At 39.3% G+C, this 15,835-nt stretch carries 14 protein-coding genes; 8 read left to right on the top strand and 6 right to left on the bottom strand.

From position 1 onward, the window contains the following. Positions 1–260 precede the first annotated feature (260 nt). Together dnaN and dnaA are read right to left on the bottom strand one after the other, a co-directional pair. The gene (gene dnaN / locus ED605_RS06465; protein WP_121978077.1) at positions 261–1,400 is read right to left on the bottom strand and encodes a DNA polymerase III subunit beta; all 1,140 of its coding nucleotides are present in this window, start codon (positions 1,398–1,400) and stop codon (positions 261–263) included. 191 nt (positions 1,401–1,591) lie between these two features. Next, the gene (gene dnaA, locus ED605_RS06470) at positions 1,592–2,953 is read right to left on the bottom strand and encodes a chromosomal replication initiator protein DnaA (protein WP_121978078.1); all 1,362 of its coding nucleotides are present in this window, start codon (positions 2,951–2,953) and stop codon (positions 1,592–1,594) included. Between the two features lie 507 nt (positions 2,954–3,460). Here dnaA and rpmH point away from each other — a divergent pair. Genes rpmH through yidC form a run of 3 tightly spaced genes read left to right on the top strand, consistent with a single transcriptional unit; the run spans position 3,461 to position 4,849 of the window. Further along, complete coding sequence (rpmH, locus tag ED605_RS06475) at positions 3,461–3,595, top strand: 50S ribosomal protein L34 (RefSeq protein WP_003550985.1); 135 nt, start codon at positions 3,461–3,463, stop codon at positions 3,593–3,595. Positions 3,596–3,650: 55 nt separating this feature from the next. Continuing rightward, positions 3,651–4,016 carry a ribonuclease P protein component gene (gene rnpA, locus ED605_RS06480; RefSeq protein ID WP_121978079.1) on the top strand — a complete coding sequence of 122 codons (366 nt, stop codon included), beginning with the start codon at positions 3,651–3,653 and terminating at the stop codon, positions 4,014–4,016. After that, positions 4,013–4,849, top strand: coding sequence for a membrane protein insertase YidC (yidC, locus tag ED605_RS06485; RefSeq protein WP_121978080.1), 837 nt, complete (start codon positions 4,013–4,015; stop codon positions 4,847–4,849). Before rnpA ends, yidC begins: the two co-directional genes overlap by 4 nt. An 81-nt stretch (positions 4,850–4,930) precedes the next feature. Here the strand turns inward: yidC and ED605_RS06490 are convergent, their stop codons facing one another. Together ED605_RS06490 and ED605_RS06495 are read right to left on the bottom strand one after the other, a co-directional pair. Further along, on the bottom strand, positions 4,931–5,857 hold the full coding sequence (locus ED605_RS06490) for an L-lactate dehydrogenase (protein ID WP_121978081.1): 927 nt from the start codon (positions 5,855–5,857) through the stop codon (positions 4,931–4,933). Positions 5,858–6,188: 331 nt separating this feature from the next. Then, positions 6,189–7,151 (bottom strand): cation diffusion facilitator family transporter, encoded by a 963-nt coding sequence (locus tag ED605_RS06495; protein WP_121978082.1) that lies wholly within the window; start codon positions 7,149–7,151, stop codon positions 6,189–6,191. 226 nt (positions 7,152–7,377) lie between these two features. Between ED605_RS06495 and jag the strand changes: the two genes are divergently transcribed. The 3 genes from jag to mnmG all read left to right on the top strand — a co-directional run bounded on the left by jag (position 7,378) and on the right by mnmG (position 11,932). After that, positions 7,378–8,121, top strand: a complete 744-nt coding sequence (gene jag / locus ED605_RS06500) for an RNA-binding cell elongation regulator Jag/EloR (protein ID WP_121978083.1) — start codon at positions 7,378–7,380, stop codon at positions 8,119–8,121. Positions 8,122–8,565: 444 nt separating this feature from the next. After that, complete coding sequence (mnmE, locus tag ED605_RS06505) at positions 8,566–9,960, top strand: tRNA uridine-5-carboxymethylaminomethyl(34) synthesis GTPase MnmE (protein ID WP_121978084.1); 1,395 nt, start codon at positions 8,566–8,568, stop codon at positions 9,958–9,960. Positions 9,961–9,994: 34 nt separating this feature from the next. Continuing rightward, a complete protein-coding gene (gene mnmG, locus ED605_RS06510; protein WP_121978085.1) occupies positions 9,995–11,932 on the top strand; it encodes a tRNA uridine-5-carboxymethylaminomethyl(34) synthesis enzyme MnmG in 1,938 nt (645 codons plus the stop codon). An 82-nt stretch (positions 11,933–12,014) separates the two neighbouring features. On the opposite strand, the gene ED605_RS06515 is transcribed toward mnmG, so the two are convergent. Further along, complete coding sequence (locus ED605_RS06515; protein ID WP_121978086.1) at positions 12,015–13,214, bottom strand: multidrug effflux MFS transporter; 1,200 nt, start codon at positions 13,212–13,214, stop codon at positions 12,015–12,017. Between the two features lie 242 nt (positions 13,215–13,456). On the opposite strand from ED605_RS06515, the gene lepB reads away from it, so the two are divergent. Then, positions 13,457–14,044: a signal peptidase I gene (gene lepB, locus ED605_RS06520; protein WP_121978087.1), complete on the top strand. Its 588-nt coding sequence runs from the start codon at positions 13,457–13,459 to the stop codon at positions 14,042–14,044. A 109-nt stretch (positions 14,045–14,153) separates the two neighbouring features. Here lepB and ED605_RS06525 read toward each other — a convergent pair whose 3' ends face one another. Continuing rightward, positions 14,154–14,792, bottom strand: coding sequence for a histidine phosphatase family protein (locus ED605_RS06525; protein WP_121978088.1), 639 nt, complete (start codon positions 14,790–14,792; stop codon positions 14,154–14,156). 428 nt (positions 14,793–15,220) lie between these two features. Between ED605_RS06525 and ED605_RS06530 the strand changes: the two genes are divergently transcribed. Further along, positions 15,221–15,763, top strand: coding sequence for an RNA 2'-phosphotransferase (locus ED605_RS06530; protein WP_121978089.1), 543 nt, complete (start codon positions 15,221–15,223; stop codon positions 15,761–15,763). Positions 15,764–15,835: the final 72 nt, after the last annotated feature.

The raw sequence follows: 15,835 nt of genomic DNA on the forward strand, positions 1-15,835 counted from the left end.
TTTTTGATTTTTCGGCACTTTTGTTAAAAGGGACTGAAATCTTCTAAGAAACACGTATATGGACAAATATGTTGTGATCTCCTCGTTTTTATAATTCTGACTGGCAATTTACAAGGATATTCTTTTTAAGTAATTTGGTTTGATTTTTAACCATGAATTTTGCAAATAAAGTCAAAAATAAAAACCGCGGCGGCATTTTTGAAGCAACCGTGCGGTTTATGGTATGTGAATTAATCAAGTTAACGTTATGTGGACGTGTTTTAAAAAGTTCTAATTGGCGTAATCAATTGCACAAAGCTGTCACTGTCTTCGGTTGGTGTTAATGTAAATGGCCGCAAAGAAGAAGTGAAATCAATATTGATCGTTGCCTGACTGAATGATCGTAAGGCATCTTTCATATAATCAGGGTTAAAAGAGATCTCCAATTCGTTGCCTTCAGCTGTTTTTGGTTTCATATCTTCTTCAACGTTACCAACATCTGGAGAGTTACCGTAAATTGTGACGGTTTTAGTTTCAGGTTTGACGGTAATTTTAACAACGTTGTTTCGAGATTCATGAGATAACAGAGAGGCACGTTCAATTGAAGCTAACAAATCTGGTGCGTCAAATGAAATTCTAGTGTCATGTGTATCAGGAATTAGGCGTGAGGTATCCGGATAATTTCCTTCAAGAAGTCGTGAATAAAATAATGTGTCCCCAATAGTGAAGAGAGCTTGATTTTCTGTGATTGACAGAACAATGTCTTTTTTGTTGTCTTCAATCATTCTGGAAAGCTCTGTTAAACTTTTTCCTGGAATCACAAAATCAAAGGAACCGTTTATGGGCGTTTCTAAGGTGACTTTACGTTGACTAAGTCGGTGACTGTCAGTCGCAACTGCCAAAAAATTATTTTCTGACAGAATAAAATGGACACCCGTTAGAATAGGCCGACTTTCTTGAGTTGATACGGCAATAACCGTTTGGCTGATTATTTGTTTTAAAAGATCTCCAGCTAATGGAATTGAATTGGTTGTTTCAATTTCTGGTAAATGTGGATAGTTATTTGCGTCGAGTCCGTTAATGGTGAATGAGGACTGTCCTGAAGTAATTAGTGTTTGAAAGTTCTCGCCGACTGAAATGGTTAAAGTTTCCTCCGGTAATTTCTTAACAATATCTGTAAAAAATCGTGCAGGCAACACAATGGCACCTTCTGATTCAATTGCTAAAAGATTATCTGGGTTTTCAGTTTTAATGGTGGTTTCAATTGAAATATCCGCATCGCTACCAGTCAGGATTAGTCCTGACTGAGTTGCTTGTAATTTCAATCCCGTCAAAATTGGAATGGTTGTTTTGGTTGAAATTGCTCTTGAAACTGTGTTTAGTGCTTTTGTGAATGCCGTTCTACTAATTGTGAATTTCATACTGTTGGCTGACCTCCCAGAATGTTATATATAAAGAATAAAGCAAAAAATAAAAAAAGCAGTAATAGTAGTTCCTGTGGATTTGTGGATAACTATTTAAACTGCTTTTACCAGCAAGGAAAAGATCTGTGGATAAAACTGTGTATAACTCACTGGCTTCTTTAACATTTATCCACAGCCCATTATACCATTTAGCTTAACGCAGTTTTGATATCGGTGATTTCTTTGCGAATGTCAGCATCAATTTTAATAACTTCTGCAATTTTATCGCAAGCATGGATGACGGTTGTGTGATCTTTGCCCCCGAATTCTTTACCAATTTTTGGTAGTGAATTACTGGTCATCTCTCTTGAAAGGTACATCGCAATTTGTCTTGGGATAACAATTGATTTCATTCGCTTTTTTCCTTTAAGGTCGCTGATAGTGACATGAAAGTAACTGGCAACCTTGGTTTGAATGTCCATAATTGATAATTCGTTATTGGCTTTGGCAAGCTTCAGGCCCTTTAAAGCTTCGTAAACCAAATCGGTAGTAATGGGCTCATTTTTAAGTTTTGAATATGCTTGGACTCGTGAAAGCGCGCCCTCTAATTCCCGGACATTTGAGTTAATCTGTCCGGCGATATAGGATAAAGTTTCATTTGGAATTGATAGATGATCTAGTTTTGCTTTACTTTTTAAGATGGCAATTCGAGTTTCTAAATCTGGGGGCGTTATATCTACTGGTAGTCCCCAGGCGAACCGGGATACTAAGCGTTCCTGGAGTTTAGGAATCTCTTGTGGGACACGGTCAGAAGTCAAGACGATCTGTTTGTCGTTATTGTACAAATCATTGAAAGTGTGAAAGAACTCTTCTTGGGTTCCCTCTTTTTGGGCGAAGAATTGAATATCATCCACCATTAGCAAATCAACGTTTCGATATTCACGTCGAAATTCTTCAGTTCGATTGGTTTGAATTGCGTTGATGAAGTCGTTGGTAAAGGCCTCACTGGTAACGTATTTAACATTTGTTTCGGGATGATCTTCAAGTCGTTTATTACCAATTGCCTGCATTAAATGAGTTTTTCCCAAGCCAACGCCGCCGTAGAAAAATAGCGGATTATACAATTTGCCGGGTTCTTCGGAAACAATCAAGGCAGCTGCGTGAGCCATTTGATTTCCTTTGCCAATGATAAAATTATCGAAGGTGTAATTGGGATTTAAATGATTTTCCTTACTAAACGAAAAGGTTTCGCCCTGATTATCATCGTTATCATCGCTAGAGTCGGCTTTAACCGGCTCTTTTTTTGGTGCTTCTTTTTTGATATCAGAATCCAAGACAAATTTTGGTTCAATATTCCCCTTGGTGATGATGAATGCGTATTCGATTAAATTTGGTGCCAGTTGTTCTTTCCAGTAATCTCGGTGTAACTCGGAAGGAAGGGATAAAGTTAGCGTTGATCCATCAAAATCAACAGGTGTTACAGGTTTAATCCACGTATCATATGTAAGATCAGTGGTGTTCTTTCGAAACTCTGCGCTCAATTTCTGCCACAGTGACTCTTTTGTTAACACGTTAAATGTCCCCCCTAATTAAATAGTCGTTATTCGAAATGCAAATTAATTCTAGCATTCTAAATCAAAGTTTTCCACAGGCAGAATCTGCCTGTGTATAATTGTTTCACAGGGGTGGACAGTGAGGATAAGTAACTTGTGGATAAGTGGAAAAAAGGGTAAAAAATTAGTTGAATTAACAGCTTACTGTGGATAACTAAAGCCGATATTATCAAGTTTTTGGAAGATCTCAATAATTTTATCCCCAGCCTGTGGATAACTTAAAGAACAAGCTGTGAACCTGTGGATATCCCTGTGAATTTTTGCTGTGTTCAGTATATTGAACGGGTGACTTATCCACAGTTTTTGTTCATGAAACAAATTTTTTAGATGGCGTCTTTTTTAGCAAAACAAGAAATGGATATTCCATTTGTCGAAGAAATATGTTAGTATGTTAAGGAAATGCATTTGAACATCCGAAATCAATGCTTAAACGCTAATTAATTAATCTGATAAGGAGGATTTCTGATGAAAAGAACCTATCAACCAAAGAAGCGTCATCGCGCTCGTGTTCATGGTTTCCGTAAACGAATGAGTACCAGCAATGGTCGTAAAGTGTTAGCACGCCGACGTCAAAAAGGTAGAAAAGTATTGTCTGCATAGACCACTGACCATTCAGTGGTCTTTTTCATTATTTTTAGTTGTGTGGAGATGGATCATGCGAAAATCGTATCGTGTAAAAAAAGAGGCTGAGTTTCAAAAAGTTTTTGAAACTCATAACTCGGTTGCTAATCGTCAATTCGTTGTTTATACGTTGGATAAACCGAATCAATTACATTTTCGCGTCGGGATTTCTGTTGGAAAAAAGATTGGAAATGCGGTACATAGAAATTGGGTCAAACGGCGAATTAGACAGGCAATTTTTGAGTTAAAACCTGATTTACGTCAAGATGTCGACTTCATTGTAATAGCACGTCCGTCAACTGATCAGATGTCGATGCAGAAGGTTAAATCCAGTTTGATTCATGTATTTAAACTGGCTGGATTATTAGATTCCAACTACGATGGTGGGGAGAAACATTGAAAAAAAGAATAAAGAAACTATCGGTATTGCTGTCATTACTGAGTTTGACAATTATTTTATCTGCTTGTAGTAATGCACCGATTACCGAACACAGTACCGGAATTTGGGATGGCTGGGTTGTTTTAAACTTTTCACGGGCAATTATCTGGTTATCGAAATTCTTTAGTGATAATTATGGCATGGGGATCATTATTTTTACGATTCTGGTGAGAATTGTGATTTTACCTTTAATGATTTACCAGACGCGCAGTATGCGTAAAACACAGGAAGTTCAGCCACAATTAAAAGCGTTGCAGAAGAAGTATTCCTCAAGGGATGCTGAAACGATGCAAAAGCTTCAGGCTGAACAAAAGAAATTGTACGCTGAAGCTGGAATCAATCCGCTTGCCGGTTGTTTACCATTAATTGTCCAGATGCCAATTTTGTTTGCCTTGTATCAGGCAATCTGGCGAACTGATATCTTAAGAAGTGGGACTTTCTTCTGGTTGCAGCTAGGTCATCCGGATCCAATCTTTATTTTGCCGATTCTGGCAGCTCTGTTTACTTTTATTTCTTCTTGGTTGGCAATGAAGGGCCAGCCGGAATCTAATTCGATGACAACAATGATGACAATTGGAATGCCGATCTTTATTTTAATTATGGCGGTCAGTCTGCCATCTGCTTTGTCACTTTATTGGGTGATCACCAATGCCTTTCAAGTGGGGCAGACCTTGGTCATTCAAAATCCTTGGAAGATCCGTCGTGAACGTGAACAAAAGCAAAGAGCAGAACGTGAGCGTCAACGTGCAATTAAAAAGGCGATTCGAAAAGCTAAACGCAGTAAACGGAAATAAATTGATTTTAACTTGAAAAATTAACCCCCACACTGACCTAAAAGTCGGTGTGGGGGTTTTTATGATGATAGGTTGATGATTTTAGTTTTGGCGGCTCTCTGCATACTTAGTTTTAATATAGTTAGCCGAGGTTTGAAGCTTTTTAAGTTCTTCATCTGTTAAGTCCAGCTGAAGCTGTTCCAAAATACCGTCGCGACCAACAATTGCCGGATATGAAAGATAAGTACCATATTCCTTTCGGTAGTTTGAAACTGGCAATTCTGTCCGAGCATCACTCATGATGGTATAAGCTAATCGGACAGCTGCTGTTGAAACACCGTAGTTTGTGTATTTTTTAGCATGGAAGACGGTATAACCACCAACTCGAGCTTCATGATCAAGCGCATCAAGATCCAAAGCTTTTTCTTTAGCGATCTCAGTAATTGGTTTACCCAACACACGAACCGTTGACCAAGCTGTAAATTGTGAATTTCCATGCTCTCCTAAATTATAGCCAGTGACAGAACGTGAATCGATACCAAGCTTATCAGCGACAGAAGCTCGCATTCGAGCTGAATCAAGTAACGTTCCGGTTCCAATGACGTGGGCTTTCGGTAAACCGGTAACTTCCTGGTAAATGGAAGTGATGACATCGACTGGATTGGTAATGACGACGATTTTGCCATTAAAGCCTGAATCTTTAATCTGTTTGGCAACCAGAGGAACCTGCTTGCTGGTAAATGGCAATTCGGCAAACCGATCATCATTTGCATTATCCTGTAATTTAATGTTACCAATGGCTGAAATGATCACATCAGCGTCTTTCAGTTCACTGTAATCATTAGTTGTGATATTGATATGCCAGGGAAGATTGACTAACGCATCGCGAAAATCCAACGCGTCTGCGTTAACCTTATCTTCTCGCAAATCAATTAACACCAAGTCGTCGGCAAGTCCCGTTGAGACAATATAATGAGCGGCAGCAGCACCAACGTTTCCCATTCCAATAATTCCGATTTTCCTTGACATTTTAATGCCTCCTAAGTTAATTAACCTCTTGAGTAGTAATAGTCACCAATCAATTTAAATTAAATGAAGTTGAAGATGATCGTCTTAATTGAAGCGATCCTTAGACTATTCTAATTTTAAATGATGAGGTTGTTAATAAAAGGGCGGTTACCCAGCCTTGGTTTTAGTATAAGTATTTCCTGTGAAATAAACAACCTGTAAGTTAGTAATAGTTGAAGTAGCAAAGATAGTCGTTCTTGTAAATTAAAAAAAGCTCTCGAAAAGTGAGAGTCGGTGAGAAAAATTATTATTTATCGAAATGGCGGTATAAAGAAAAGAACTATTAGACGATTTAATCAACATGGTGTGGATCGTTCTTTAAACTAACGGGGTAAGCCATCACATCCGCATCTAAAATATCATATTTTTTCATCAATGCATGCTCAACCTTTTCACCAATTGCATATGCCTTGGCTACGTAAGTATCGTCAGCCAAATAAACGCCAACCTTCATGACGATTTGATCGCCAAGCCAACGGGGTTCGATTCCCTGAACACCTAAAACACCCGGAATTTCGTTAATTGTTTCGGAATAGTCTGCAATGACCTTTGGACTAAATCCCTCAGTAAGTCTCATAATAGTCGTTCTAAAGATGGTGATAGAAGCGTGAAGAATCAAGAATCCCACGATAATTGTTGCTGCACCATCCAGCCACTGAGCGCCTAAATAAGCGCCACCAATTGATAAGAAAGTCCCAAAACTGGTCCAGGCATCACTTTTTAAATCTTGCCCAGAAGCAACTAAGGCCTGATTATTGAGTTGGTTTCCTTTAATGGCGTTATATTTTGCCAAAATTGAAATAGTGAGTGCTGAAATGAGGCTAATTCCGAGTGACCAAAAGTTCGGCTGAACGGCAATCCCTTCAAAGTATCGACGAACTGCAAAAGCACCGTCAACTAAAATTTGAAGACTAATCGCGAACATAATGGTTGCGGAGAGGAAGGCGGCAATATTCTCGTATTGCCAGTGACCCATCACGTGATTTGAATCTGGTGGTCGCCGGGAAATTTTCAGTCCGGTAATTAGAATGGCTGCCCCGCAAACGCCGGTTAGATTATTGAGTCCATCGGCAATTAAAACTGTAATGTGATTCCAATAACCAATAATTAATTCAGCCGTCATAATGGCTGCGTAAGCGCTCAGATTAGCATACGTAATTTTCTGAGCTTCCTCTAGTTTGTTTAGCCGATGTTGGCGGTCGATAATAATGTTTCGGCCAGCATCATATTGATTAATATTTGCCAATGTCCTCACCTCCCAAAACGAGAACTTGATAATTTTTGGATTTTCTTTTAACTGAGCAAATTAGGGCCTCAATGTTTATTATATCGGCTTTATCAAAATAGTGTTAAATGGAGGTTGCAAATATCACAAAATCATTAAGGTTTGCGTTTAGTTTGCGTTTTTTTGCTTAAACCATTTATAAATGTAATGATTTATGCTATCATAAATCAGTTAAATCCATTAAAGGGAGTTTATTATGACAATTTACTCTGGTAAAACTATCCAAGACGCAGTAAATGAAGGCTTAGCCGAATTATCACTCAATGAGGACCAAGTTGAAGTAAAAGTCCTTCAACAACCAAGAAACGGCTTTCTTGGGATCGGTCGAAAACTGGCTAAAGTCGAATTAATTAAAAAAGTAACCACAAACCAATCTAGGGTCTCGCTTCATCAAAAAAAATCAACTCAATCAACGAGAACCGATGATCAGATGGTTTCAAAACCTAACGATGTAGTTAAAAATGAAAAGATAGGCGAAAACCTTGATTTAGATAAAATTTCACAACAGTTGGCTGATTATCTAAACGATGTCCTTGAAGCCATGGGTTTTTCGTTTACCTTAAAACTTGACATTAGAAGTCGGCATTCAATTTATATTGATATTGATACTGAACAAGAGAGCCGCTTAATTGGTCGCCATGGGCGAACAATTAATGCGCTGCAAAATCTTGGCCAAATTTACGTTAATCGGTCAGGTGCCAATAACGTCAATGTAGAACTCGATACTGCCGATTATCGGCATCGAAGAAGTGAAGCGTTAATTCAGTTGGCAGATAAAACAGCCCGAAATGCAATCGCAAACGGCAAGCCGGTTTATTTAAATCCGATGCCATCTTTTGAACGTAAACAGATTCATAATGCACTTGCAGATAATGAGCATGTTATCACCTATTCAACGGGTAAGGAGCCACATCGAGTCATCGTTGTAGCGCCAAAATAAATCAAATCGAAAACTAACGATAACCATTAAGAGTGAAAACAATTTTCTGGTGAGCTGTTTTTAATCAGGTGCAGCAGTTAGTTTTGTGATCGGTTTTTAATGAATGGTAAAGAATATATTGTTATTCGCGAAACTTAATAGGCACATAATTTTGGCTGCTGGAAAGTCACCAGCTTGGGTTTACGAGGAGAAATTTGTTTGGACTGTGTAAATCGAGAAATTTCTCTAGTTGGTTGCCGTAAATGGTAAAAACTTAGCGTTGACAAATGGCCCACTTTAAAATATGATGAAGGTAATCATTCTTATCTTAACTAGGTAAAGTAGTCAAAGTGCTTTATCCATGCTTTTGACGCATGGAGTAGGCACTTTTTTTGTGCTTTTAAAAGCATTTTATGGTTTAATGGTTTGGATACGACTGTATTTTACGCGGGAGGAAACTGGAAAATGGTTTTGACAACAACTGAATTTGACACAATTGCGGCTATTTCGACACCACCTGGTGAAGGCGGGATTTCAATTGTTCGGGTTAGTGGTGAAGAGGCGTTAGATGTCGCTAAAAAACTTTATCGAGGTAAGAACCTGGATAAAGTTGCTACCAACACAATCAATTATGGCCATATTGTCGATCCTTCTACAAATCAAGAAGTTGATGAAGTAATGTTGTCGGTAATGCGGGCACCACACACCTACACAAAAGAAGACATTGTTGAAATAAATTGTCATGGTGGCATTGTGGCAACTAACCGGATTTTACAATTAGTTTTAAGTAATGGGGCTCGAATGGCTGAGCCCGGCGAATTTACCAAGCGGGCCTTTTTAAACGGCCGGATCGATTTATCACAGTCCGAAGCAGTAATGGATTTGATCGAAGCCAAAACGGATCGGTCCATGAAAGCGGCCATCAGTCAATTAGACGGTAATTTATCACACTTAATTAAACACTTACGTCAAGATATTTTGGATGTCTTGGCTCAGGTGGAAGTTAATATTGATTATCCTGAATACGATGATGTTGAAACGATGACCAGTAAATTACTTCGTGAAAAAGCAACGGATGTTCATCGAAGAATTGTTCAACTACTACAAACCGCTAAACAGGGAAAAATTTTGCGTGACGGACTGGCAACGTCAATTATTGGCAGACCCAATGTCGGTAAGTCCTCGCTTTTAAACCACTTATTGCATGAAGATAAGGCAATTGTAACCGATGTTCCGGGCACGACCCGGGATGTTTTGGAAGAGTATGCCAATGTTCAAGGAGTGCCGCTGAAGCTGGTTGATACTGCCGGGATTCGTAATACAACGGATAAGGTTGAAAAAATCGGGGTTGATCGGTCTCGTAAGGCAATTAACAGCGCTGATTTGGTGCTACTTGTCTTAAATGCCAGTGAGGCACTAACTGAAGAAGATCGCCAGTTGATTGAAGTAACGAATCATAAACAACGGATCGTGGTTTTGAATAAAACGGATTTACCAATGAAGTTAAATTTGGATGAAGTTAAACGGCTTGCGAAAACGGATCACTTGATTTCGACGTCAGCAATTAAAGCAAACGGATTAAAGAATTTAGAATTATTAATTTCGAAAATGTTTTTCAATGAGGGGATTTCAAGCAGTCGAAATGATGTGATTGTCACGAATGCCCGACATATCGGTTTACTAAATCAAGCTAAAAGTGCTCTTGAAGACGTGATTAAAGGATTAGATGAAGGGATGCCCGTTGATCTGGTGCAAATTGATATGACTCGTTGTTGGGATTTTCTTGGTGAAATTACCGGTGACAGTTATCAGGATGAATTGATTGATCAGTTGTTCAGTCAATTTTGTTTAGGAAAATAAGCTGTTTCATGTGAAACATTTGGAGGAAAAGCAGTTGAAAAGTTTACGAGTTAGCGATGTGAAGCAAAAGTATCGCGGGAAAAATTATGATGTCATCGTAGTCGGTGCTGGTCATGCCGGCTGTGAAGCAGCTTTGGCCGCTGCTCGGATGGGCAATCGGACGCTGATCTTAACAATTAATTTGGATATGGTGGCCTTTATGCCATGTAATCCATCAGTCGGTGGCCCGGCTAAGGGAACCGTTGTCCGAGAAGTTGACGCACTCGGTGGCGAGATGGGTCGCAATATTGATAAAACCTATGTCCAGATGCGGATGCTCAATACTGGAAAAGGGCCAGCTGTTCAAGCATTGCGGGCACAGGCCGATAAGCATGCCTATCATGCCGAAATGAAGCATACGTTGGAAAATGAGTCTAATTTAACACTCCGGCAGGCAATCGTTGACTCTTTAATCGTTGAAGACGGCGTTTGCAAAGGTGTTATCACCAATACGGGTGCTAAATATTTTGCGAAGTCAGTTGTAATTGCTGCTGGTACAGCCGCTCGTGGAAAAATTATTATCGGAGAATTGATGTATGCTTCCGGGCCTAATAATTCTCAACCTGCTGAAAAATTGTCTGGCAATCTTGAAGCGCTTGGCTTTGATCTGGAACGTTTTAAAACCGGAACGCCCCCTCGGGTTGATGGTACGACGATTGATTATTCTAAAGCTGAGGAACAACCGGGCGATGAGAAACCTCATCATTTCAGTTTTGAATCATCCGATAAAGACTACTTAGCAGTTAAAGACCAACTTTCCTGCTGGTTGACCTACACAAATGAAACAACTCATAAAATTATTCGAGAAAATTTGGATCGGGCACCAATGTTTACCGGTGTGATTGAAGGCGTCGGTCCTCGATATTGTCCTTCGATTGAAGATAAGATCGTGCGTTTTGCTGATAAGAGTCGGCATCAATTGTTCTTAGAACCTGAAGGTCGAAAGACTGAAGAATGGTATGTTGATGGGCTTTCAACATCAATGCCGGAAGAGGTTCAGCAAAAAATGCTACACACCATTTCAGGATTGGAAAATGCAGAAATGATGCGTCCGGGTTATGCCATTGAATATGATGTGGTAGCACCTTATCAACTAAAGCCGACTTTGGAAACTAAAATTGTAAAGAATCTTTTTACAGCTGGCCAAACCAATGGGACATCCGGGTATGAGGAAGCTGCTGGTCAGGGAATTATTGCCGGGATTAACGCTGGTCGTCGGGCACTTGGTAAAGGACCGTTTGTCTTAAAACGCAATGAAGCTTATATTGGCGTTATGATTGATGATTTGGTGACAAAAGGTACTAAGGAACCCTACCGGCTCTTAACTAGTCGGGCTGAATATCGTCTGCTGTTAAGAACTGATAATGCGGACATGCGACTAACCGAAAAGGGCTATGAAATTGGCCTAATTTCCAAAGACCGTTATCAGCGGTTTCTCGCTAAAAGAAATGCCATTCAATCAGAAATTAAGCGATTAGAAACGTTGCGGATTAAACCAACTGAAGAGGTAAACCGATTTGTAGCCGCTCACGGCGATAAACCGCTGAAAGATGGGGTATTAGCTGCCGTTTTCTTGAGGCGCCCCTATGTTGACTATCAGACGCTTTTACAATTTATTCCAAGTCCTGATCAAGAATTGGATCGACACGTAATTGAACAAGTTGAAATTCAGACAAAGTATGCTGGTTACATTGCCAAAGCTGAATCAAGTGTTGAAAAAATGAAGCGAATGGAAGCTAAAAAGATTCCGGACCGAATTGATTATGAGGCAATTGACGGGATTGCGACAGAAGCTCGTCAGAAGCTTCAAAAAATTCATCCAGAAACAATTGCCCAAGCATCAAGAATCAGTGGTGTTAATCCGGCAGACATTGCTATTTTGAGTGTTTATATTCAACAAGGCAAGATTGCTAAGTTAAAGAAAAGCGTTTAATTGAATGGTGATTAATTCAAAACGGAGACTTGCGATCCTTTAAAATAAAGGAATGCAGGTCTCCATTTTGATAATGATTAAATTATTTTGCTTGATTAGCTGAAGTGATCTGGGTAAATAAAATAAGACTAAGCCCAATACAACCGGCAATTGCAATCGCCATTGGTAAATACGTTTGACTGCCCATGATACCAACCATCGGCGACATTAATCCACCAATAGCGTTTTGGGATAATCCTAATAGAGCTGAAATACCACCACTGTTTTTTAACGATAAATTCATGACTACCGAGGTCGTTAACGTAAACAGCATCCCAAATTGGCAAACGATTAATAGAACCAGTCCGACCACGATCAGTAATTGATTAAGCAGGAACCAACTAAGAATTAACAGGCACGCCGTTAAGAGAGTTGATCCCAAAACAAATCGGATTTGCTTGATTTCAGAAACTCGAGTTGCCAATAATCCTGGAATTGCTGACCCAATTGCAATGCCAATGCCGTTCATTGCGTAAAGAAAGCCAAAACTTGCGACATTCATTTGAAAGTAATTTTGAAAAACAAATGAAGAGGCTGAAATATAGCTGAAAAGCCCTCCATAAACCAAACCACTAGCCATGATCAATTTTAAAAATTTGGCACCTTTCAATAATTTAAGCATTGCAACAATTGAATTGACTGGACTGCCGGAAATTCTTGAACTTTGTGGTAAGGTTTCTTTTATGCCACCCCAAATGGCTAATGTTACAATTAATCCGATTAATGCTAGTAAAAGAAAAATGCCCTGCCAATCCACGTATTTGATCATATAACCACCAATAATGGGTGAAATAACTGGAAAGATACCATTAACAGCGGACAGGAGTGAATAGAACCTCGTTAGCAGCGGGCCGGAAAAGAGATCTGAGGCAATCGCTCGCGACAAGACTTGACCACTGGCACCGGCCAAGCCTTGAATAAATCTTAAGCCAATTAAAAGGTAAACTGAATGACTAATAGCAATTAGTAATGAGACCAACGCAAAAATAAAAAAGCCGATCATCAGAGGTTTTTTACGGCCATACCGATCACTGAGGGGACCTGAAATTAATTGTCCAATTGCAAGTCCCAGTAAGCAGGCACTTAAGCTTAGTTGAATTAAGGATGCCTGGGTTTGTAGATTTTGAGTCATTTCCGGTAAAGCCGGCAAATACAAGTCAATTGAGAGTGGCCCGGTGGCACTGATTGTTCCCAAAATAAAAATCAGCCAGAAACGTTTAATCACGCCGGGATTTTGGATCATTTAATCACCTAATTTCCGAATTAATCGTTGATTACTTAATGAAATTGACACTTAAAATAATGATAACGGGTTGGCAGATGAAGCGCAACTAATTATAGATGTGTTAATTATGACTTTAAAATGTTGTGTTGACGGTAAAATATGCTAAAATATAACTCGATTGTGTCAATTAAGCGTGATAAAAATAAGCATTAATAAACAACGGTGACTTTGATGTTGAAAGTCCACGAAGGAGTAAAAGAATGAAATTTTTAAAGGGATTACTGGGATTTATAATTCCCATTGCGATTGGACTTGCACTGGCATTGGTCATTAAAGCAACTGTCGTAACGGTTGCGAAGGTTGATGGGCCTTCAATGGAGCCTAATCTAGTTAATAATGAGCGTTTATTGGTTTGGCGACACGCTAAGATTAAGCATCTCAGCGTTATTGTATTTGATGCCCATGGTGAGGATCCAAGTGCTACCAAACCAAATACTGATTATGTTAAGCGGGTGGTTGGGTTACCCGGTGATACAGTTTCCAGTAGTAATGGTAACATCTATGTTAATGGTAAAAAAATTAATCAGAACTTTATCAGTCATTATCAGCGAACAACTGGCACCGGTAATTGGGATTTACAAACCCTTTCCAAGAGTTGGGCCAAGCATCCTAATTCAGTCAAAGTTCCTAAGGGAAACTACTTTGTGCTTGGTGATCATCGAAGCGTATCTAACGATGGTCGATATTGGGGATTTGTCCCGAAAAAGAAAATTACCGGGGTTGCGAAAACCTTCTTCTGGGGAACCACCAAAGCCAAACGCCATAATGTTAATGCTTTAGGCTATTAAAATTATAAGAGATCCGGTTAATCACTATTTTATCAACCAGTGATTAACCGGATCTTTTTTATTATATTAAAGAATTTATCACTTAAACATTAATTTGTGAAACGTGCGTCTATTGATTGTAGGACAGTACTTGTGGCTTATCAGTTACGTTTAAGACCATAAAGCTGCCATTTTTAGGCTGTTCGTACACCATTCGATCAGGTGAAAAGAGGGTTGCTAAGTTTCTGATGTATGTTCCATGTGAAACAACCAGAGCGGTTTGATCCTCGGTTAGCTGGTTTTGAATTGTTGAGACAGCTTTTCGAATCCGGGTTTCTAATTGGTGGGCGGTTTCTGCGTAATGAAAAGGATCAGCCTCATGCATAAAATCACGAACTTTTAACAGGCCGTATCGATTGATTAAGTCGGCTTGCTTAAAATATCCCATAGGACCACCGATCATGTTCCAAGTTGTCACGCTGTCAATCGCTTCAAAGGAACCAAAATAAACTTCGCGAACATCTTGATTGATTTCTCGTTTAGGAAAGTTGGTGTCTTGATGGTGATTTAAAATAATATCAAGCGTTCGCGTGGCTCGCATCATATCAGAACTAATCGCCAGGTCGAATTTGATATCTTGAAGCTTTTTACCAACAGCCGCTGCCTGCTCTTCTCCTTTCTTGGTTAAGGGAGAGTCCACCCAACCTTGCATCCGACGAAATTGGTTTAAAAGTGTTTGCCCATGGCGTACAAAATATATTTTTTTCAAAATTCCGACTCCTCATACTGGATTATTTATTATCTTTATAAGAAAACTTTACTATTTTTATGTCAATTTAGAAAGGGGTTGGGTAAATTAACTTTTTAAGCCTCATTTAAGTTGGCGGATGTAGTCTAATCATAATCAATTTAACAAAAATAAATTGAGAACAGTAGCGGCTAGGTAGTCGTTCTCTAGATCATTCTCCCCCAATAAATACCCTCCAATAATAGAATTGATAATGAGTCCGGCAGTGATGTCGGGCTTTTCTATGGTGTGGTTTTTACTATGAAGCAAAAGTGACTTTGGCTTTTAATGGGGATGGGGGCATCGAGATTAAATTGCTTCAAATGGTTTAATTTAAAGTGAGCAGCCAACCCTATTCCGCTATATAATATAGCCAAATGACTTTAATGAATTGAGAGAGGAAACTAGTTTTGGATCACCGTTTAACGAGATTGAGCAAAAGATTATCGTTTATTTTGCGTCATCATCCTGAAAAAATTGGTATCAAACTGGATCAATACGGTCGGACTGATCTAGCTAATTTGATTCAGCAGTTTAATCGTCACTATGGCACACCAATCAGTCGTTCAACGATTGAAGAAATTATCCGGCAGAGTGACAAACAACGGTACGCCATTGAAGGAGCCACTATTCGAGCACTATATGGGCATAGCGTTCCGGTTAAGCCGCTAACACCCCCGCAAATGCCGCCCGTCTATTTATATCATGGGACGTCGCATGCTGCTGCTAAGTTAATTGAAACTGAAGGATTAAAAAAGATGGATCGAGATTTTGTTCATTTATCGGCTAATCCACAAATGGCCATTCAAGTTGGTCAACGACGGGATCCACATCCGGTTGTCTTTAAGGTTGCAGCTCAGGCAGCCGCCCATCACCAGTTTCTTTTTTATCCGACAAAAAGTGGTGTTTGGCTGGTGGATTCAATGCCTGCTCAATTTTTAACGCGTTTGTAAACATCAAATTTAACCTGAGAGGATGAGCAGATTGACTGAAAAACAACCAGAAAAAAAGACGTCGCCACTAAA

The organism is Lentilactobacillus raoultii, assembly GCF_900411375.1.
GTDB lineage: Bacteria > Bacillota > Bacilli > Lactobacillales > Lactobacillaceae > Lentilactobacillus > Lentilactobacillus raoultii.